The 18,869-nt window shown below is 57.9% G+C and carries 20 protein-coding genes; 7 read left to right on the top strand and 13 right to left on the bottom strand.

Annotation, left to right across the window (positions count from 1 at the left end; all coding sequences use genetic code 11):
* Window positions 1-168 precede the first annotated feature (168 nt).
* The 5 genes from tuf to QQL78_RS00845 all read right to left on the bottom strand — a co-directional run bounded on the left by tuf (window position 169) and on the right by QQL78_RS00845 (window position 6,973).
* Entirely contained in the window at window positions 169-1,344 is a 1,176-nt protein-coding gene (gene tuf, locus QQL78_RS00865; protein ID WP_284369623.1) for an elongation factor Tu, read from the bottom strand.
* 134 nt (window positions 1,345-1,478) lie between these two features.
* Window positions 1,479-2,045: a hypothetical protein gene (locus QQL78_RS00860; protein WP_284369622.1), complete on the bottom strand. Its 567-nt coding sequence runs from the start codon at window positions 2,043-2,045 to the stop codon at window positions 1,479-1,481.
* A gap of 154 nt (window positions 2,046-2,199) precedes the next feature.
* On the bottom strand, window positions 2,200-3,294 hold the full coding sequence (locus tag QQL78_RS00855) for a M48 family metallopeptidase (RefSeq protein ID WP_284369621.1): 1,095 nt from the start codon (window positions 3,292-3,294) through the stop codon (window positions 2,200-2,202).
* Window positions 3,291-4,580, bottom strand: coding sequence for a DUF898 family protein (locus QQL78_RS00850; protein WP_284369618.1), 1,290 nt, complete (start codon window positions 4,578-4,580; stop codon window positions 3,291-3,293). The genes QQL78_RS00855 and QQL78_RS00850 overlap by 4 nt, the downstream gene beginning before the upstream one ends.
* A 74-nt stretch (window positions 4,581-4,654) precedes the next feature.
* A complete protein-coding gene (locus QQL78_RS00845) occupies window positions 4,655-6,973 on the bottom strand; it encodes a DNA topoisomerase IV subunit A (protein ID WP_284369616.1) in 2,319 nt (772 codons plus the stop codon).
* A 195-nt stretch (window positions 6,974-7,168) separates the two neighbouring features.
* Here QQL78_RS00845 and QQL78_RS00840 point away from each other — a divergent pair, with 195 nt between their 5' ends.
* The 6 genes from QQL78_RS00840 (at window position 7,169) to QQL78_RS00815 (ending at window position 11,373) form a co-directional block, all read left to right on the top strand.
* Window positions 7,169-7,795: an SH3 domain-containing protein gene (locus QQL78_RS00840; protein ID WP_284369614.1), complete on the top strand. Its 627-nt coding sequence runs from the start codon at window positions 7,169-7,171 to the stop codon at window positions 7,793-7,795.
* 58 nt (window positions 7,796-7,853) lie between these two features.
* On the top strand, window positions 7,854-8,693 hold the full coding sequence (locus QQL78_RS00835) for an SDR family oxidoreductase (protein ID WP_284369612.1): 840 nt from the start codon (window positions 7,854-7,856) through the stop codon (window positions 8,691-8,693).
* Between the two features lie 61 nt (window positions 8,694-8,754).
* Window positions 8,755-8,961, top strand: coding sequence for a twin transmembrane helix small protein (locus QQL78_RS00830; RefSeq protein WP_284369610.1), 207 nt, complete (start codon window positions 8,755-8,757; stop codon window positions 8,959-8,961).
* On the top strand, window positions 8,961-9,533 hold the full coding sequence (locus QQL78_RS00825) for a cob(I)yrinic acid a,c-diamide adenosyltransferase (protein ID WP_284369608.1): 573 nt from the start codon (window positions 8,961-8,963) through the stop codon (window positions 9,531-9,533). Before QQL78_RS00830 ends, QQL78_RS00825 begins: the two co-directional genes overlap by 1 nt.
* Before the next feature lie 155 nt (window positions 9,534-9,688).
* Window positions 9,689-10,447, top strand: a complete 759-nt coding sequence (locus QQL78_RS00820; protein WP_284369606.1) for an electron transfer flavoprotein subunit beta/FixA family protein — start codon at window positions 9,689-9,691, stop codon at window positions 10,445-10,447.
* Complete coding sequence (locus QQL78_RS00815; protein ID WP_284369604.1) at window positions 10,447-11,373, top strand: electron transfer flavoprotein subunit alpha/FixB family protein; 927 nt, start codon at window positions 10,447-10,449, stop codon at window positions 11,371-11,373. The genes QQL78_RS00820 and QQL78_RS00815 overlap by 1 nt, the downstream gene beginning before the upstream one ends.
* Window positions 11,374-11,430: 57 nt before the next feature.
* Here QQL78_RS00815 and QQL78_RS00810 read toward each other — a convergent pair whose 3' ends face one another.
* Window positions 11,431-12,261, bottom strand: a complete 831-nt coding sequence (locus QQL78_RS00810; RefSeq protein ID WP_284369602.1) for a DUF6473 family protein — start codon at window positions 12,259-12,261, stop codon at window positions 11,431-11,433.
* Window positions 12,262-12,417: 156 nt separating this feature from the next.
* Between QQL78_RS00810 and QQL78_RS00805 the strand changes: the two genes are divergently transcribed.
* Window positions 12,418-13,293, top strand: a complete 876-nt coding sequence (locus QQL78_RS00805) for a 3-hydroxybutyryl-CoA dehydrogenase (RefSeq protein ID WP_284369600.1) — start codon at window positions 12,418-12,420, stop codon at window positions 13,291-13,293.
* Between the two features lie 86 nt (window positions 13,294-13,379).
* Here the strand turns inward: QQL78_RS00805 and QQL78_RS00800 are convergent, their stop codons facing one another.
* Genes QQL78_RS00800 through QQL78_RS00770 form a run of 7 tightly spaced genes read right to left on the bottom strand, consistent with a single transcriptional unit; the run spans window position 13,380 to window position 18,757 of the window.
* Complete coding sequence (locus QQL78_RS00800) at window positions 13,380-14,249, bottom strand: lysophospholipid acyltransferase family protein (protein WP_284375396.1); 870 nt, start codon at window positions 14,247-14,249, stop codon at window positions 13,380-13,382.
* Window positions 14,250-14,304: 55 nt separating this feature from the next.
* Window positions 14,305-14,574 carry an HPr family phosphocarrier protein gene (locus QQL78_RS00795; protein WP_284369598.1) on the bottom strand — a complete coding sequence of 90 codons (270 nt, stop codon included), beginning with the start codon at window positions 14,572-14,574 and terminating at the stop codon, window positions 14,305-14,307.
* A 12-nt stretch (window positions 14,575-14,586) separates the two neighbouring features.
* A complete protein-coding gene (locus QQL78_RS00790; protein ID WP_284369595.1) occupies window positions 14,587-14,979 on the bottom strand; it encodes a PTS sugar transporter subunit IIA in 393 nt (130 codons plus the stop codon).
* Complete coding sequence (gene rapZ / locus QQL78_RS00785) at window positions 14,976-15,893, bottom strand: RNase adapter RapZ (protein ID WP_284369593.1); 918 nt, start codon at window positions 15,891-15,893, stop codon at window positions 14,976-14,978. The genes QQL78_RS00790 and rapZ overlap by 4 nt, the downstream gene beginning before the upstream one ends.
* Window positions 15,890-16,327 (bottom strand): HPr kinase/phosphorylase, encoded by a 438-nt coding sequence (locus QQL78_RS00780; protein ID WP_284369591.1) that lies wholly within the window; start codon window positions 16,325-16,327, stop codon window positions 15,890-15,892. The genes rapZ and QQL78_RS00780 overlap by 4 nt, the downstream gene beginning before the upstream one ends.
* 3 nt (window positions 16,328-16,330) lie before the next feature.
* Window positions 16,331-18,022, bottom strand: coding sequence for a sensor histidine kinase (locus QQL78_RS00775; RefSeq protein ID WP_284369589.1), 1,692 nt, complete (start codon window positions 18,020-18,022; stop codon window positions 16,331-16,333).
* 33 nt (window positions 18,023-18,055) lie between these two features.
* The gene (locus QQL78_RS00770; protein ID WP_025043520.1) at window positions 18,056-18,757 is read right to left on the bottom strand and encodes a response regulator transcription factor; all 702 of its coding nucleotides are present in this window, start codon (window positions 18,755-18,757) and stop codon (window positions 18,056-18,058) included.
* Window positions 18,758-18,869: the final 112 nt, after the last annotated feature.

Raw genomic sequence — 18,869 nt, 5'->3', positions numbered from 1 at the left:
CCATTCCGATGTCTGACTGCGCCCCCATCCCCGTAGAGCGGGGATCACCTCGCCACTGCCCCCTGCCCCCCTGTCCCGCAACGCAAAAGGCCGCCCCATTTGGAGCGGCCTTCTGTTTTCTTCGGCACCGGCGTGCCGGCACCGTCAACAACGCTTTGGCGTCGTTGCTTACTCAGTGATCTTGGACACAACGCCCGCGCCAACAGTACGGCCACCTTCGCGGATCGCGAAACGCAGGCCCTGCTCCATCGCGATAGGTGCGATCAGCTCAACGTCGAACTTCAGGTTGTCGCCCGGCATTACCATTTCAGTGCCTTCTGGCAGCGCAACGGTACCGGTCACATCCGTGGTACGGAAGTAGAACTGTGGACGGTAGTTCGCAAAGAACGGCGTGTGACGGCCACCTTCTTCTTTGGTCAGAATATAGGCTTCTGCCTCGAACTTGGTGTGTGGGTTCACAGACTTAGGCGCGCAGAGAACCTGACCGCGCTCAACGCCGTCACGGTCGATACCGCGCAGCAGAACACCAACGTTATCACCGGCCTCACCACGATCCAGCAGCTTGCGGAACATTTCAACGCCCGTGCAAGTTGTTGTTTTTGTGTCGCGAATACCAACAATCTCGATACTGTCGCCCACGTTGATCACGCCGCGCTCAACACGACCGGTCACAACTGTACCACGGCCAGAGATCGAGAAGACGTCTTCCACAGGCATCAGGAACGGCTGGTCAACAGCACGTGCTGGTGTCGGGATATATTCGTCAACCGCTTCCATCAGTTTCTTGATGGAATCTTCGCCGATGGCGTTGTCACGGCCTTCCATCGCCGCCAGAGCGGAACCAGGGATCACAGGAATGTCGTCGCCAGGGTATTCGTAGGAAGACAGCAGCTCGCGGATTTCCATTTCCACCAGTTCCAGCAGCTCTTCGTCGTCAACCTGATCCACTTTGTTCATGTAAACAACCATGTACGGGATACCAACCTGACGGCCGAGCAGGATGTGCTCGCGGGTCTGTGGCATTGGGCCGTCAGCGGCGTTCACAACCAGGATCGCGCCGTCCATCTGCGCCGCACCGGTGATCATGTTCTTGACGTAGTCCGCGTGGCCGGGGCAGTCGACGTGCGCGTAGTGGCGTGTCTCTGTCTCGTATTCCACGTGGGCGGTGGAGATGGTGATGCCGCGTGCTTTTTCTTCGGGCGCGCCGTCGATCTGATCATAGGCTTTGAAGTCACCGAAATATTTGGTGATCGCAGCGGTCAGCGTGGTCTTGCCGTGGTCAACGTGGCCGATTGTGCCGATGTTGACGTGCGGTTTCGTGCGTTCAAACTTTTCCTTTGCCATGGTGGTAGCACCCTTTGTTTATTGAGGGGCCACACGGGCCCGGTATGGAATCTGCCAGAGAATATCTGACAAGCGTTATGGCGGGCGATGTATTGGGTCTGGACAGTAAAATCAAGCGTGTTTCAACGCGGGCGCTATTCCGTGGCTGCGACTGTTTCGCCACCGCCATTGAACCAGCCTTTTTCCTTGTTTTGCTTCACAAGATAGGTCTCGATCTGTTTGGCTGCATTCTGGCTGAGGTTCTTCAGCTGTTCTTGTGCAGATTTGGTATAGCCCGATCCGACAATCGGCCCCTGATCCAGCGATTCCAGCACTGTGATCTGATGCGGTTTTGGCGTGAGTTTCAGGTTTTTCGCATCATCCCAAACCGTCAGGTTGATCACCAGAATCGATTTTGGCGCAAACACCAGCGGGATGCCGGGCTGGGCCAGCACATACCCCTCGATGCTCATCCCGAAATGATAGTCCCGCGCACCTGCGTAGCGGCCAAACCGTTCAGCCGTGGCATCCGTCAGCGCCTTGGTCAGCTCCTCTTCGCTGACTTCCCGGCTTAGCGGCCCTTTGAAAGCCTTGGGAGCGACAGCGATGTTATGCACCAGATTGAAATCCCCCAGCGGCACCGGAGCATTCTGTAAATCACGCGCGCCGTTGCAGGCCACAAGCATGGTCATGCTGATCAGAATCGCAAAGAGACGTGTCATAAGTTGGTAATCCCCGTTTGGCAGCTTTCCCTGCGATAGCGCAGCGCCTGCTCTGGCGCAATCCATTGCCGTTTGTGGTCCTGATGCAGGATCGCATCGTGCCAAGAGGACAGCGCCCCATTCTCAGACATCAAAATGCCAATAAACCAAATACTTACTTGCAGATATTCTGCACCGCAGCCCAATCCGCCGCAGACATCGACGGGGTATACTCCGCCCCCGTTTCAACCGCGTCACGCGCAGCAGTGATCCGCTTGTCCAATGCGGGGTGGCTTAGGAAATGCGCGGTCACCGCATCTGCATCCCCGTGCTTTTCACGGAAGGTCGCAAACATATCGCCCAGCGCGCCCGGGTTGATGCCGGCCTCTGCCAGCGCCCGATGGGCAAAGGCATCAGCGCCGGTTTCCGCTGCCTGACTGTACTGTGCAGAGATCAGCCGTTCGGTCAGGAACAGCACCGCTGCACCACCGGCGAAATCCCCAAACACCAGCCCCAATATCCCGATCGACCCGGCAGAGCGCAGCGCGTGGCGCGTCGGGTCGCTGCTGACCACATGGCCAATCTCATGGGCCAATACAGCGGCCAGTTCGTCTGGCCCGTCTGCCGCCTCAATCAGGCCGCGAAACAGCACCACAAAACCACCAGGCAGCGCAAAAGCATTCACCATATCGTGATCCAGCACCGACAGGGAAATCTCCTGACGCAGGTCATTGTCGCCGCCAAGGCGCTGCACCAAGGTCTCCAGCGCGGCAACCCCCTCTGCCCCTTCGCAAATGTTTAGCGGGTTCAGGCCGGTTTCATCCAGCGCCTCGCGGATCTGGCCAAAGGTTGCCTCGCCCAGCGCGCGCTCCCCTTCGGGTGGAATGAACCCCGCCAGATTATCCGCCAGTAACGGCACCAGCACAAAAATCTGCACCCCGACCGCAGCCACTGCGGCAATGGCCCAAGCCGCCAATCGCCCGCGCCCTTTTGGCGGCGCGCGGCGGGTCAACTGCGGCAGATGCTTCAGCAGGCTTTGATCTCTCACATGAAGCCGCGCCAAAGGGTCGGTTGTGCGGCGCAGGATCACCGTGTTCCTGTCCGCCAGATCCGGCAGTCGCCGCACCTCTTCCACCGGCCAGCGCAGGATCATGCCATCGTCCAACCCGATCTGCAAAATCCCCGCCGCAACATGCAGAGAGACCTCTTGCGGTTCCGGGCTGTCACCGTCGAAGTAAGCCGCCCCCAGACCGTCAAAGCCAACACTCATATTGCGGCCCCCAGATCCAGCGCTTCGGCAAAGCCTTCGGCCTCGGCAAATTCATCCCGCGCGCGTTGGCTGATCAGGGGCAAGCCGACAACCACCGGCAGGCTGGTGGTGCGTGCCATATGGCGCATCAGGGGAAAGGTGACGAAAGTATTATACAACACACCCCAGAGCAGGAAAAACGACAGGTATAAGGCCGCCAAAAGAACCAGCGACACCCAGCGCGGCAGACCGGCCATCAGCGCCGCCCCCGGTATTTCCTCGAAAACCGGGAAGCCGCCCGAGAACAGCGCCGCCGCCAGTAGCACCAGCGCGACAATGCCCAGCAGCAGCATCAGATAGGCGATGAAATTGCCCAAAACATAGATCAAGGTGACACGCAGCCCACTAAGAGCCGAAGCAAACTGAATGCCATTGGCGGATTTGTGGTTGGCCATCATCCGTTTGCTGGCCCAGTTGTAATAGATCATGCCAAACAGAACGCCCGCCAGCGCCAATGGCAATAACAGCAAGCGTTCAGGCCGGTTCAGATCAAATCCAGACCAATCTCCGGCGGCAAGTTCCTCGATCTCGTTCGCCAGCGCCCTGCCGTCGATCTCCATACCGTCAAAAACCGGATCAAACTGAATGGTCCAGAGCGCCGCCCCCGCCATCACCACCAGACTGGCCAGCAAAGGCACGGCTGCGCGGCAAAGCATCTGCCAACGTCCGCCCTGAACCAGTCTGGCCGACCCGAAAAACGTCCGGTCGGTTTTGTATTTCTCTAACAGAAAGGTCATGCGCGGCCACAGGATGCCCGCTGTGATGATCGTCAGGAACCAGTACCACAGGGCGCGGATGGCATAGCCCCATGCGCCTTTCTCCAACCCGAAGCGCACCCCGCGCCAACGGGTCCGGGCCAGCACGTAACGACGGGCGCGATAGCGGGCATAGAACCAGATCGGGATCACCCCGGCAAAGCTCAGCAGATAGCCGATGACAGAGGAATTAAAGACCGAGAAGCTGATGAACATCAGCAAGAGGTTCACGATGCCAATGTAGAAGGTGAGGATCACCACCGCGATAAAAAAACCCAACAGCTTTTCCATCGGATCGCCGGTATATTCCATCGCATGGCCGCCGGGGCGGATCGCGGACCAATACCAGCGCCGCAGCCGGGTTTTCATCCAGAAGCGGTAAAATCCAAGTGTTAAGATTGTGAAGAAACCGGTTTTCAAAGCCAGCCAGAACAGCGCACCACGTTTGCCGCTAAACTCAACAGTCATCCCGATTTTCGCAGATGTCCCCACGGGGACATCCTCAGGTTGTGGCGCGGCGTGCCAAGGGCTGTTAAGAGGTTGGGTGTCGCTCATCAGCGCAGCGATCAGGTAAACTTGTTATCACGCGGGAAACCACGCGGGGCCATCCGTCCGGCGCTGGCGCGTTTGCCGGTCCATTCACTTAGATCCACTTCAGTGCGCGTGCGCCCGGCAGGATCCAGCCAGCTTAGCCCGTCCTCAAGGACAAAACTGGTGGCATCCGACAACCCACCGTCCTTGTATTTCTGCAAACGTACCCCTTTGCCGCGGGCCATTTCGGGCAGCTCGTCCAGAGCGAAAACCAGAACCTTGCGGTTTTCACCCACCGTCGCCACCGCATCCCCCGACGTCGGCTTACAGATCAGCGCCGTGGTATCACCGCGCACGTTCAACACCTGTTTGCCCGACCGTGTCTGCGCCACCACGTCGTTTTCCGGCACCACGAACCCGTCCCCCGCAGAAGAGGCCACCAAAAGTTTGCGATCCGGCTGGTGGATGAACAGCGCCACGATCTGTGCCTCATTGGGCAGATCCACCATCAGGCGCACCGGTTCACCCATGCCGCGCCCGCCGGGCAGGGTTGAGGCGGAAAGGGTATAAAACCGGCCGTTCGAACCAAAGACCAGCAAACGGTCAGTGGTTTCAGCGTGAAAGATATATCCCGGCCCGTCGCCGTCCTTGAACTTCAGCTCGCGGTTCAGGTCGATATGGCCGGTCATTGCGCGAATCCAGCCCATTTCGGAACAGACAACCGTGATCGGTTCGCGGTCGATCATCGCCTCAAGCGGCACCTCTTCGATCACACCCGCCTCGGCAAATGTCGTGCGGCGATTGCCACAGGGAACCCCGTCGATGATCCAATCTTTGCCAAACTGCTTTTTCGTCGCGCGCAACTGATCTGTAATGCTTTGCCATTGCAGGTCTTCGCTTTCCAGCAAATCCTCAAGCCCTGCGCGTTCTTCCATCAGTGCGGATTGCTCGCGCAGCAGCTCCAGCTCTTCCAGACGGCGCAACGACCGCAGACGCATGTTCAGGATCGCATCGGCCTGCACTTCTGACAGCTCGCCCTCCCCGGCAGGGGGAGATACATAATCCGATTCATTCATGGCGCGCACATGATCGCGGCCCCAATCCTCGCGCATCAGTGCGGCCTTGGGGTCATCGTCATAACGGATGATGTCGATCACACGGTCAAGGTTGAGGAAGGCAATGATAAAGCCTTCCAGCACCTCAAGGCGGTGGTCAATCTTTTCCATCCGGTGGGTCGAGCGGCGCTGCAAGACCTCGCGGCGGTGATCAAGGAAAGCGCGCAGCACTTCCTTCATCGAACAGACCTTGGGTGTTACCCCGTCGATCAAAACGTTCATGTTCAGCGAAAACCGCACCTCAAGGTCACAGTTGCGGAACAACATGCCCATCAGCACTTCGGGATCAACGTTTTTGGAACGCGGTTCGATCACCATACGCAAATCTTCGGCAGATTCGTCGCGCACATCAGCCAGAATCGGGATCTTCTTGATCTGGATAAGTTCTGCGATCTTTTCGATCAGCTTGGACTTTTGCACCTGATAGGGAATTTCAGTGACCACAATCTGCCACTGCCCGCGCCCCAGATCCTCCACCTCCCAACGGCAGCGCAGCCGGAAGCCGCCCTTGCCGGTGGCATAGGCGGTTGCGATGTTTTCCTTGGGTTCGACAATGACACCGCCGGTCGGGAAATCGGGGCCGGGAACATAGTTCAACAGGGTTTCATCGCGGCAATCGGGCACTTTGATCATGTGGATACAGGCTTCACACAATTCGGAAATGTTATGCGGCGGGATATTGGTCGCCATGCCCACGGCGATACCGGTCGACCCATTGGCCAGCAGATTCGGGAACTGTGCCGGCAGCACGACAGGCTCGGTCAGCGTCCCGTCATAGTTTTCGCGAAAATCAACCGCGTTCTCGTTGAGCCCTTCCAGCATGGCCTCGGCCACGGCGGTCATCCGCGCCTCGGTATAGCGGCTGGCGGCGGGGTTATCGCCGTCGATGTTGCCAAAGTTGCCCTGCCCGTCGACCAGCGGATAGCGAACGTTGAAATCCTGTGCCAGACGCGCCATCGCATCATAGATCGCGGCGTCACCATGCGGGTGATAGTTCCCCATCACATCGCCGGAGATCTTGGCAGACTTACGGAACCCGCCGTTTGAGGCCAGACGCAGCTCGCGCATCGCATAGAGAATCCGGCGGTGGACGGGTTTCAACCCGTCGCGGGCATCCGGCAGCGCACGGTGCATGATCGTCGATAATGCATAGGTCAGATAGCGTTCGCCCAGCGCAAGGCGCAGCGGTTCAGAGACGTTTTTCGGGTCGGTCTCGGGGGGGGTGGTTACATCTGACATGGCAGGTTTTGTAGCGGCGCCTTCGAGCCACAGCAAGCGGTCGTTTGGCCAAAGTTCACCGCAGCGCGGCACAGATGCCACGGGGGAGAAGTTTTTGTCGTTTCCCCCGCGCACTCAGGAATTTTACGCGGTATTGAACCATTTAGCTGCAATACGTGTTATGCTTGTGACACGAAGATTCTCGGGGATGTAACGATGGTAAGGTTTATTTTGGTTTCGTTCGGCTTTTTGGGCTGGACCTTTTATGAAATGAGTGGCGGGTCTGATTTTGATGCGAGCGCGATCAAACAGGCGCGGCTTGAAGCGGCTGAACCGGCCCCCGTCGTTACCCAGAAAAAGATCTACACCCAGCCTGAACCAGTTGTGGTTGCCGCCGCCCCAAAACCTGTGGTGGACACAGACCCGCCTCTGGACAATGGCGTGACGCGGGTGTCGCTGAACCTGACATCCTTGGGTGATGTTGCGACAGAGAGCGATAGCGGCTTTGCCGCAACTGACGCTGAACGCGTGCCGCAGAATGCCAGCCTTGTGACCTCTTCCGCTGATACACCGGCGATCATCCCCAGCCTGATTGACCCGACAGACGGCGTATCCGATCTGCGCGGCACAGACGCGGGCAGCTCTGAGGATATTCGCACCGTAACCGGCAACCGCGTGAATGTGCGCGGCGGACCGGGCACGGATTTTGGCGTGGTCTCGCGGCTGGTGCAGGGTGATCAGGTGAAGATCATTCAGGACGACGGCAATGGCTGGGTCCGGTTTCAGCCACTTGATGGCGGCACCGGCGGTTGGATGGCGGATTTCCTGCTGACCAGCAGCTGAACTTGCCATCCAGAGCATTGCACGCGATGAAAGCCTTCCCAACCGGAGGCTTTTTTTCATGTCTGATGTCCCCCCTGCAAAGTCGATCCTGATCACTGGCTGCTCCAGCGGCATCGGTTATGACGCGGCCCATGGCATGCGCACACAGGGCTGGCGGGTGTTTGCCGCCTGTCGCAAACCCGAAGATTGCGCAAGATTGAAAGAAGAAGGGTTCGAGGCCCCGCTTCTGGATTACACGGATGAAGCGACAATTCAGAGCGCATTGGCCGAGGTATTGAAAGCGACCGGTGGCACTTTGGATGCGTTGTTCAACAACGGCGCACATGGTTTGCCCGGCGCGGTTGAGGATTTGCCGACAGATGCCCTGCGCGCGATTTTCGAGAGCAACTTTTTCGGCTGGCACAGCCTGACCCGCGCGGTGATTCCGGTGATGCGGGCACAGGGCGGTGGGCGCATTGTGCAATGTTCCTCCGTTTTGGGGTTTGTCACCATGCCGTGGCGTGGTGCCTATAACGCCACCAAATTTGCGCTTGAGGGGCTGACCGACACGTTGCGCATCGAAATGCGCGGGACTGGTGTGCATATCTGTCTGATTGAACCCGGACCGGTGACCTCAAAGATCAGGGTCAATTCGATTCCGCATTTTGAACGCTGGGTGGATTGGAAAAACTCTGCCCGCTCAGAGCAATATCAGCGCTCCCTGTTGAAACGGCTCTACGAATCATCCGGGCCGGACCGCTTCGAGCTGCCCCCTGACGCCGTTACCAAACGGCTGATCCACGCGGTTGAAAGCCCCCGGCCCCGCCCGCGCTATTACGTCACACTGCCGACCTATCTGTCTGGTATGCTGCGCCGTATCCTGCCCACCCGTGCCCTGGATTGGGTATTGAGCCGCTGACAAGCCTTGCGTTGTGCGCTTCACCGGCTACATCTTTCAGGACAAGCCGAAGGGATGCCCGATGACTGATGATCCGCTGTTTATTATTCTGCTACTGGCGGTCTGTGCCGTTGCCATCATTTTGATGATCGGTCTGGGTGGATTTGCCGGTGGCGGGGCCTTTAACAAAAAGAACGCCAACAAGTTGATGCGCTATCGGATCGGTGCCCAGTTTGTTGCCGTGTTGTTGATTGTCGGCTTTGTCTGGCTGCGCGGAGGATTTGGCTGATGGTTGTCCTGAACAAGATCTACACGCGCACAGGTGACAGCGGCACAACCGCGCTTGGCAACGGGGACCGCGTGGCGAAATATAATGCGCGGGTAGAAGCCTATGGCACCTCGGATGAATTGAACTGCTTTGTCGGGGTGGCCCGATTGGAAGCAACCGGGGAAACCGATGCCGCCCTTTCGCGCATTCAAAATGATCTGTTTGATCTGGGCGCGGACCTGTGCCGCCCTGATATGGCCGCGGACAAGGATGCGGAGTATCCGCCCCTGCGATTGGCAAGCGCACAGGTTGACCGGCTGGAAGCCGAGATTGACGTGATGAACACCAGCCTTGATCCGCTGCGCAGCTTTATCCTGCCCGGCGGCACCGCGCTGGCTGCCCATCTGCATGTCTGCCGCACCGTGGCACGGCGCGCGGAACGGCTGGCCGTGCTTTTGGCAGAACAGGAAGAAATCAACCCGGCGGCTGTGAAATACCTGAATCGGCTGAGTGATTGGTTCTTTGTCGCGGCCCGGATGTCGAACAATGGCGGCAAGGATGATGTGCTTTGGGTGCCGGGGGCGAACCGCTGAGAGGTTGACAGCGCTAACACCCGGAAACGCGGCGTTCTTAGGTCGATAAAGGACGATTTTTCCCTGTTTCGCCGCAAGTGCTTTCGCTAAACCTGCTCAAGAGAATTGAATCGCGCGGCCAAACAGGGCGCGCAGTAACCAAGGAGAGAACGCTCATGAAGGTGCTTGTACCTGTCAAACGCGTGATTGATTACAACGTGAAAGTGCGCGTCAAAGCGGACGGATCGGGTGTTGATCTTGCCAACGTAAAAATGTCGATGAACCCGTTTGACGAAATTTCCGTCGAACAGGCGATCCGTCTGAAAGAGGCCGGGCAGGTTGATGAAATCGTCGTGGTTTCCATCGGTGTCAAACAGTCGCAGGAAACCCTGCGGACCGCTTTGGCGATGGGTGCGGATCGTGCGATCCTTGTTGTCGCCACTGACGATGTGCATAATGACATCGAACCCCTGGCTGTGGCCAAGATCCTCAAGGCGATTGTTGACGAAGAGCAACCCGGTCTGGTTCTGACCGGCAAGCAGGCGATCGACAACGACATGAACGCCACCGGCCAGATGCTGTCGGCATTGATGGGCTGGTCACAGGCGACATTCGCCTCCGAGATCGAGATTGCAGGCGACAAAGCCAAGGTCACACGCGAAGTCGATGGTGGTTTGCAAACCATCGAGGTTTCCATGCCAACGGTGATCACCGTTGATCTGCGTCTGAACGAGCCACGTTACGCCTCTTTGCCCAACATCATGAAGGCCAAGAAAAAGCCGATGGATGAGAAGACACCGGCAGATTACGGCGTTGATATCGCAAACCGTCTGGAGATCGTGAAAACGGTTGAGCCAGCAGAACGTGCCGCCGGCATCATGGTTGCATCCGTGGACGAGCTGGTTGCGAAACTTAAAGAAGCGGGGGCTGTGTAATGGCTGTTCTACTCCTTGCAGAAGTAACCGACGGCGAATTGTCCATGGACGCAACGGCCAAGGCCGTAACAGCGGCCAAGACATTGGGCGATGTGACTGTTCTTGCGGCGGGCGGCTCTGCCGCAGCGGCAGGTGAAGCGGCGGCCAAGATTGATGGCGTGTCCAAGGTGCTGGTTGCCGAAGATGCAACGCTGGGTCACCGTCTGGCCGAATCAACGGCGGCACTGATTGTTTCGCTGGCGGATGATTACGAACATATCGTGGCCCCTGCGACCACAGATGCCAAGAACGTGATGCCACGGGTTGCGGCATTGTTGGATGTGATGATCATTTCCGACGCGTCCGGCGTTGTGGATGGCGACACGTTTGAGCGTCCGATCTATGCGGGCAACGCGGTTCAGACTGTGAAATCCACCGATGCCAAAAAGGTCATCACCTTCCGTACATCGACATTCGATGCGGCTGGTGAAGGCGGTTCTGCCTCGGTTGAAACCGTTGGTGCGGCGGCTGATCCCGGCCTGTCCACCTGGGTGGAAGACAAGGTTGCGGCATCCGATCGCCCTGAACTCACCTCTGCGGGTGTGGTTGTTTCCGGTGGTCGCGGTGTTGGCTCCGAAGAAGACTTTGCCCTGATTGAAAAACTGGCGGACAAGCTGGGCGCGGCGGTTGGTGCTTCGCGTGCGGCGGTTGATTCGGGTTATGCCCCGAACGACTGGCAGGTTGGTCAGACAGGCAAGGTTGTTGCGCCTGATCTTTACGTCGCGGTTGGCATCTCCGGTGCGATCCAGCACCTTGCCGGCATGAAAGACAGTAAAGTCATCGTGGCCATCAACAAAGACGAAGAGGCCCCGATTTTCCAGGTTGCCGATTTTGGTCTGGTTGCGGATCTGTTCGAGGCGGTGCCCGAGCTGATGGACAAGCTGTAAAGCTCTCTGTCTGATCCAGAGAATAGAAAGGCCCGCCCAACCGGCGGGCCTTTTGCGTTATCGCATGGTTTTGATCACTTCGCTTAAAACATCGGCTGCTTCCTGATGGGCCATCGGCCCCAGCAGTTCCGAGGCGGCCATCACTTCCATTTCGTCAAACAGCATGTCCTGTGTGCCCTGCGCCAGCGCCGCCTCAGAGGCGACAACCTCTACCACATGGGTGGCAAGTGGTGTGATTTCCGCCATCATCTCGCGGGTGACAAACAAGGGGTCACGCCCGATCTGGGCTGCGTTCATCGCGTTATCCTCGGGGCCATGGTCGGAAAACCACAAAAGAATCGACTTGCCGTTGATCCGTTTCAGCATCAGGCGCATTCGCGCCAGCCAGGCCTCCTGAAGCTCATCCCGCACGGTTTTAAACCGCTCTGGCGACACTTCCATCAGCCGTTTCAACATATGTTTGGTAAAGTGGAAATCCGCAAAATCCACCTCGCGGTAGATCGTGCGCAGCAAGGTCGAGGTGCTGACAAAGCGGTCGTTGCGGCGCGGATGCACCGCATAAAACCGATTGGTCATGTTTTGCGCCCCCATGACCTGTATCACGGCAATCTCTGCACCACATGCTGCATCCATCACAAAGGGATCCGTAGAAAACGCATCGATCCCGGCGTTGATCTGACCAAAATTCGCACAGGTCACCCCAAGGGCATCCTCTACAAGCGCGGGAAAGGGTTTCCCTACGAATTTGCCGTAGGTTTCAGTTGCACCAACAAAAGCCAGATAGGGTTTTGTCAAATCCCGCCGTGGCCCTCGGAACAAAAGTTTGGACGCTCCATAGCGGCACGGCAGATAGTCGAGAGGCGCGGCCCCCAATACATCATAGGTCATTTCACCCACCTTTTTATTTCACCCGGGGCATAGAGTGGAGGCGGCGGCTTGAGATAATGTTAAGGGGTGATTTTGCTTTTAATTCTCTGCAATTCGCGCCCTTGCGGCCTGCCCTCTCCACCCCCTATTGTGGCGTAACACTTGAAAGGACTTCTGATGGACATTCAGACAATCGGAATTGTTGGCGCAGGACAGATGGGCAACGGGATTGCCCATGTGATGGCGCTGGCGGGCTATGACGTAAAGATGACCGACATCAGCGAGGATGCCCTGAAGGCGGCGGTTGAGACCATTCAAGGCAACCTGTCGCGGCAGGTCGGACGCGGCAAGATCTCCGAGGCCGATATGACCGGGGCAATGGGGCGGATCACCACCACCACCACCCTGCAAGAGCTGGGGCCCAGTGATCTGATCATCGAGGCCGCGACAGAGCGTGAGACCATCAAACAGGCGATTTTCGAAGACCTGTTGCCACATCTCAAGCCAGAGACAATTCTGACTTCGAACACCTCTTCGATTTCGATCACCCGCCTGGCAAGCCGCACAGACCGGCCGGAGAAATTCATGGGGTTTCATTTCATGAACCCGGTGCCGGTGATGCAGCTGGTCGAATTGATCCGTGGTATTGCCACGGATGCACCGACCTTTGATGCCTGCAAGGCTGTTGTGGACCGGCTGGGCAAGACCTCTGCCTCTGCCGAGGATTTCCCGGCGTTTATCGTAAACCGCATCCTGATGCCGATGATCAATGAGGCGGTTTATACGCTTTATGAAGGTGTGGGGAGCGTACAGTCGATTGACAGTTCTTTGAAACTGGGCGCGAACCACCCGATGGGACCGCTGGAGCTGGCGGATTTCATCGGATTGGATACCTGTCTGGCGATTATGAACGTATTGCACGATGGGTTGGCGGATACCAAATACCGGCCCTGCCCGCTGCTGACCAAATATGTCGAGGCCGGATGGCTGGGGCGTAAATCGCAGCGCGGGTTTTATGATTATCGCGGTGATGTCCCTGTGCCGACGCGGTAAGGGATGTGGCCCCCGCAGGCGGGCGGTGGGTGCAGAGAGTGCGGACAGTATATAAGGCCAAAAAGAGGAGAGGTGCCTTGGAACCCTTAGTCCTTTAACGCCAGCGTATGCGCGCGCAGCCAGGCCATAAAGCCGCGCGGATCATCCGCGCGGGCCTGAATTTCGGATTGCGCAATCGGATGACCGACAATCGGTCCCTGAGGTTTGTTGCAGGCATGTACGATTTCATGCAGCAAAAGGCCCTGACGGAGCATCGGACTGATTTTATTGGCGATTTGATAGGCGCGGCTGTTTTGGCCAGGGAACTTCATTGGCACCACCGCAGCACCGGAGCGGCGGATCATCTTGGCGGTGAAGACGTTCCATTCTGCCTCTACCGCAGGACCCCACCATGTTTCGGAGGCCGCGACAACGCCGGAGGGAAACAGGGCAACCACACCGCCTTCCTTGAGGTGTTTCATGGCGCTGGCCCGCATTTCGACACCTTTGCGCTGCGCATCTGGGTCATGGGGAAAGGGCACCGGGATCATGAAGCTGCCCGCAACCTCGTCGATGGAGGTCAGCAGGGAGCGGGTCAGGATGCGGTAATCGGGGCGTACCCGGCCAATCAGATCGGCAAAGATCATCCCGTCGACCATGCCATGCGGATGGTTGGCAACCACCACAACCGGCCCCTCTTTGGGAATCCGGTCCAGCTGTGATTGGGGGGTGGTAAGGTCAATCCCCATAGTATCAAGAGCACCCCGCCAGAAGGCCTGTCCGGTGGGGGCACCGCTGCGTTCAAATTTGCGCACCAGACGCAGGATCGTCAGCTTGCCGGTCAGCAATTCGATGGCGCTGATCATGCGCGCCTTGAGCGGATCATCGAAGGTTGAGGCGTAAGACAGGCTGCTGCGGTCGTATTTGACCGGCGCGGCATCGGCATTGTCACCAGCGGTGCCCTGTCCCTCTGTCATCGAGTGTATATCGTTTGCCAAGACAGGTTACCTTTTACAGGTCCACATGCGGGCGTCAGTCACCCTCGCCGAACTTATCCGCCACCAGCGCTGTCAGAGCCTCGGCCAGAGGCTCTTCGTCGGGGCCGGACGTGACAACCTCAATAGTGCTTCCGCAGGCGGCTGCCAACATCAAAAGCCCCATGATACTGTCACCTGATGCAGACATGCCATCCTTGCTGACCTCGGCACGGGCATCAAATGCTTCGACCACTTCGACCAGTTTGGCCGAGGCGCGGGCATGCAGGCCCTTGATATTCACGATCTTGAGGGAAATCTGGGTCATTCATTCGGGCCTTTAGGAGGTGCTGACATTCTGGCTGTCGATGTATTTCTTACCTGCCTCAAGGGCGGCGCGCACGGCGTCGGGTACATCCATCTGGCGCGATTTTGCCAGTTTGATCAGCATCGGCAGGTTCGCGCCGTAGATGATGCGGCGGTTTTCCGGCCGGCAGGCGCGCAATGACAGGTTGGAGGGCGAACCGCCGAACAGATCGGTGACAATCACCACGCCGGCATCCTGATCAACCTCATCCGCGGCAAGGCAGATCTCGTCCTGCTTTGCCCCCCGGTCATGATCGGCATGGATGGAAATGGCGCGGATACCTTTTTGCGATCCCACAACATGCTCTATCGCCGCAAGGTATTCCTGCGCCAAACCGCCATGTGCAACAATCACAATACCAATCACGTCTGTGCCTTAACTTCATTCTGTCGATCAAGCTCTCGATGCCTTATTGACACCTGCCAGCCCAACTGTGCAAGCCGCTTTGCATGTTCTTCCGCAAGGGTCACGGAACGATGTTGCCCGCCGGTGCAGCCGAAAGCGATGGAAATGTTGGATTTACCTTCCTGTTTATAGGCAGGCAGCAACAGTTCGCTCAGCCCAAAAACCTGATCCGCAAAGGCGGTGAACCGCGAGTCCTGTCCGACATAGGCGGCCACGCGGGGGTCCAGACCATTGGCGCTGCGCAGGCTTGGCTCCCAATAGGGGTTACGCAGAAAGCGGCAGTCATAGACCATATCCACAGAACGCGGCAGGCCGCGTTTATAGGAGAATGACTGCACCGAGACGGTTAAATAATGTTGTCCGTCGGGCGAAAACCACCCTTCCACTTCGGTACGCAATTCATGAACATTCAGGTTGCTTGTGTCGATCAGCACATCCGCACGCGCCCGCACCGGGTGCAACAGCTGCTGTTCACGTTCGATACCTGCCAGAGGTGGCCCACCACTGGCCAAAGGATGTCTGCGGCGGGTTTCGGAGAACCGGCGCAACAGGACATCCGGGGCGCAGTCGAGATAAAGCAGATCCACCGTCAGATCGTCACGCGCGGAGAGCTGACTCAAGAGGTCAAGCACCGCGTCGGTCGAGAAATCCCTTGTCCGCGCGTCAATTCCCAGGGCAACCGAGCGTTCCCATCCGGCCCCATCCAGCAAGGCTGGCAGCAGGCCGATTGGCAGATTGTCGATGGCCTCAAACCCCGCGTCCTCAAGCACCTTGAGGGCAGAGGAGCGGCCCGCACCCGAGGGGCCGGTCACCAGCACAATACGGCGTTTGGACGGAGCGGGTGAGGGTTCGGATAAAGGCAGGGATTGGCTCATGAGTCGTGACTTATCCCATGGCGCAGGCAATGCAAGACGGCAGCGGCAAAATGTGATCCGGGGGTGTGCCACAGGCAGGGCCGCACGATGCCCAGAAAACTGGCGGTATGAGGCTGGGGCAACCGTGTGGTTTCGGTTTTGTTCAGGTCCACGATCAAGGTTACCGGGGCCGGCTCTGCCGCTGGCAGGTGTAATATCCCAACACCCCGCGCTTCGATCAATCCGGCAATCGAAGCGGGGCAGCTGGCCTGCAGGGTTCCGTCCATGGCCTGCAAGCTGGTGCGATCATCGGCGATCAGCCCGGCCCCGAGGGCGATCAACTGCAAAGCAAGTGATGATTTGCCGCTGCCGCTGTCACCGCAGATCAGCAGGGCACGTCCGTCCAGACTGACACAGCTGGCATGGATGGTGGTTAAAGGGGCACCGCGCGACATGCCTTAAGTGGGCAGACCTACCACAAACCGCGCGCCAAGCGGGTCAGAGGTGATGTCCGCTTCGGTGGGGCGAATGTTTTCGGCCCAGATCACGCCGCCATGCGCCTCGACAATCTGCTTGGAGATCGCAAGACCAAGGCCGGAGTTATTGCCGAAATGTTCATCCGGGCGCTGTGAGTAGAACCGTTTGAACACTTTGGACAGGGATTGTTCGGGGATGCCCGGACCGGTGTCTTCAACCACGACAAGAACACGGTTTTCACGTTTGCGCGCCCAGACCCGGATCGCGTCACCGTCTTCACAGAAGGAAATCGCATTGGTGATCAGGTTAACAAATACCTGCGCCAACCGGGCCTCAAGCCCCATCACATTGATTGGCTCCTCAGGCAGGTCGGTGATGAAATCGATGCCTTTTTTGCGGGCGTCTTCACCCAGATACTGGCCAAGATTGCCGACCATTTTCAGCAGATCGAATTCTTCTTCTTCTTCCTTGACCAATTCGGCATCAAGCCGCGAGGCATTGGAAATATCGCTGACCAGACGATCAAGGCGGCGCACATCATGGTCGATGACATCCAGCAGTTTCTCGCGCTGGTCCTCGCGTTTGATCATCCGCAATGTCCCCACCGCAGAGCGCAGAGACGCCAGTGGGTTCTTGATTTCATGCGCCACGTCAGCGGCAAATTGTTCGTTGCCGTCGATCCGGTTGTAAAGTGCCGACACCATGCCGCGCAGAGCACCGGACAGGCGTCCAATTTCGTCCGGGCGGGCGGTCAGGTCGGGGATGCGGATGCGTCCGGGGTTCACTTTGCGGGCATTCTTATCGCGGCCCAGCTCGGCCGCCGTGGCAAGATCAGCCAGCGGGTTCGCGATGGTCGAGGCAAGCACAAGGCTAAGGCCAATGGAGACCAGCGTTGCGACAACAAACATCTGCAGCACACGTTCCCGTTCGCCGCGCACCAGTTTGTCGATTTCCCCGGCGGCCGAGGCGATTGCGACCACACCGATGCTGGTGCCATTCTGCGTGATCGGGGTCATGACGGTGAACAAGGTGCCGCCTTCGCCATCAAGCGTATCTTCGATGCGGGTGCCACTCTCCAAACTGCTGGTGACCAATGGTTTGAACTGTTCGGTCAGTGGCACCACTTCTGCGGGATCTGCCGCCCCCAGCACGCCGGTGAGCTTTTCCCATACCCAGCTCAGCCCATCGGTCAATACGGTCCGGCTTTCAGGATTGGAGCCATAAAGAGGGCCAAGCGCCAGTTTGCCCTTGGACTGGGCCAGCAGGGTCTCAGTGGTATCATAGACAAAGACATCAATGCCACTGCGTAGATCGATGGCCTCAAGGGTGAGCGCGATGTCCACATCTGTTGCCAGATCGACAATCCCCTCCTGAGGCAGCTTGGCTTCGATCACATCGGCAATCAGCTCCGCTTCCGAGACCAGCCCGGCGGCCCGCTGTACCGCAAGGGAGTCACGGGAGGAATTGAGGTACAGGATGCCCGCAACAAGGATGTTCAATGCGATCAGGTTGAAGGTGATGATCTTGCGCGTCAACGGCGAACCGCGCAAAGAAAACAACCCCCGCCGTTCCCGGCGGACGCGCATTTCATCAGAACCGGTGTTGTCCGGCGCGACCCAATCGTCGCCCAGAACAACATCCCCATCCCGCGCAGGTGTGCTTAAATCGCGCACAAAGTTCCTTTCGGCAATCGCCACGAGGTCAGATCACTCTTCGTTATATCTGTAGCCGATACCATAAAGCGTCTCAATCGCCGAGAATTCATCATCAGCGGTGCGCATCTTCTTGCGCAGACGTTTGATGTGACTGTCGATGGTGCGGTCATCCACATAAACCTGGTCATCATAGGCCACATCCATCAGCTGATCGCGCGATTTCACGAAACCGGGACGCTGGGCCAAGGCCTGCAACAACAGGAATTCGGTGACGGTCAGGGACACATCCTTGCCCTTCCATGTCACCGCATGGCGCAGCGGATCCATCTTCAGATCGCCACGGTCCATCACTTTGGTTTCTTCGGTATCACCGACCTCGCCGGTCTCTACCGCGTCCTGACGGCGCAGCAATGCGCGGATACGTTCCACCAACAAACGCTGGCTAAAGGGTTTTTTGACGTAATCATCCGCCCCCATGCGCAGGCCGAGCACCTCGTCGATCTCATCATCCTTGGAAGTCAGGAAAATCACCGGCATCGCGGTTTTCTGGCGCAGACGCTGCAACAGATCCATCCCGTCCATGCGGGGCATCTTGATGTCCAGCACAGCCATATCAGGGAGCTTTTTGTTAAACGCATCCAACGCGGCCTGACCGTCGTTGTAGGTTTCCACCTCGAAACCTTCGGCTTCAAGAGTCATCGACACAGACGTCAGGATGTTCCTGTCGTCGTCCACCAATGCAATTTTTGACATTGCCCGTTTCCTTGTACTGCTCAATATTATGTTTTTTGTTTTGACACATTGATCGCCATTTTTGCCCCCCGAATCAATCTCTAACTGCGAATCGCACGGCGCCGCGGTCATA

The sequence above is a fragment of the Sulfitobacter pacificus genome, from assembly GCF_030159975.1.
Classification (GTDB): domain Bacteria; phylum Pseudomonadota; class Alphaproteobacteria; order Rhodobacterales; family Rhodobacteraceae; genus Sulfitobacter; species Sulfitobacter pacificus.
This window is presented reverse-complemented; position numbering and strand designations above follow the sequence as displayed.

Bases quoted from the DNA above. Each gene is read 5' to 3' on its own strand.
- tuf (WP_284369623.1), bottom strand. From the start codon at position 1,344: ATGGCAAAGGAAAAGTTTGAACGCACGAAACCGCACGTCAACATCGGC.
- QQL78_RS00860 (WP_284369622.1), bottom strand. From the start codon at position 2,045: ATGACACGTCTCTTTGCGATTCTGATCAGCATGACCATGCTTGTGGCC.
- QQL78_RS00855 (WP_284369621.1), bottom strand. From the start codon at position 3,294: ATGAGTGTTGGCTTTGACGGTCTGGGGGCGGCTTACTTCGACGGTGAC.
- QQL78_RS00845 (WP_284369616.1), bottom strand. From the start codon at position 6,973: ATGTCAGATGTAACCACCCCCCCCGAGACCGACCCGAAAAACGTCTCT.
- QQL78_RS00840 (WP_284369614.1), top strand. From the start codon at position 7,169: ATGGTAAGGTTTATTTTGGTTTCGTTCGGCTTTTTGGGCTGGACCTTT.
- QQL78_RS00835 (WP_284369612.1), top strand. From the start codon at position 7,854: ATGTCTGATGTCCCCCCTGCAAAGTCGATCCTGATCACTGGCTGCTCC.
- QQL78_RS00830 (WP_284369610.1), top strand. From the start codon at position 8,755: ATGACTGATGATCCGCTGTTTATTATTCTGCTACTGGCGGTCTGTGCC.
- QQL78_RS00825 (WP_284369608.1), top strand. From the start codon at position 8,961: ATGGTTGTCCTGAACAAGATCTACACGCGCACAGGTGACAGCGGCACA.
- QQL78_RS00820 (WP_284369606.1), top strand. From the start codon at position 9,689: ATGAAGGTGCTTGTACCTGTCAAACGCGTGATTGATTACAACGTGAAA.
- QQL78_RS00815 (WP_284369604.1), top strand. From the start codon at position 10,447: ATGGCTGTTCTACTCCTTGCAGAAGTAACCGACGGCGAATTGTCCATG.
- QQL78_RS00810 (WP_284369602.1), bottom strand. From the start codon at position 12,261: ATGACCTATGATGTATTGGGGGCCGCGCCTCTCGACTATCTGCCGTGC.
- QQL78_RS00805 (WP_284369600.1), top strand. From the start codon at position 12,418: ATGGACATTCAGACAATCGGAATTGTTGGCGCAGGACAGATGGGCAAC.
- QQL78_RS00800 (WP_284375396.1), bottom strand. From the start codon at position 14,249: ATGACAGAGGGACAGGGCACCGCTGGTGACAATGCCGATGCCGCGCCG.
- QQL78_RS00795 (WP_284369598.1), bottom strand. From the start codon at position 14,574: ATGACCCAGATTTCCCTCAAGATCGTGAATATCAAGGGCCTGCATGCC.
- rapZ (WP_284369593.1), bottom strand. From the start codon at position 15,893: ATGAGCCAATCCCTGCCTTTATCCGAACCCTCACCCGCTCCGTCCAAA.
- QQL78_RS00780 (WP_284369591.1), bottom strand. From the start codon at position 16,327: ATGTCGCGCGGTGCCCCTTTAACCACCATCCATGCCAGCTGTGTCAGT.
- QQL78_RS00770 (WP_025043520.1), bottom strand. From the start codon at position 18,757: ATGTCAAAAATTGCATTGGTGGACGACGACAGGAACATCCTGACGTCT.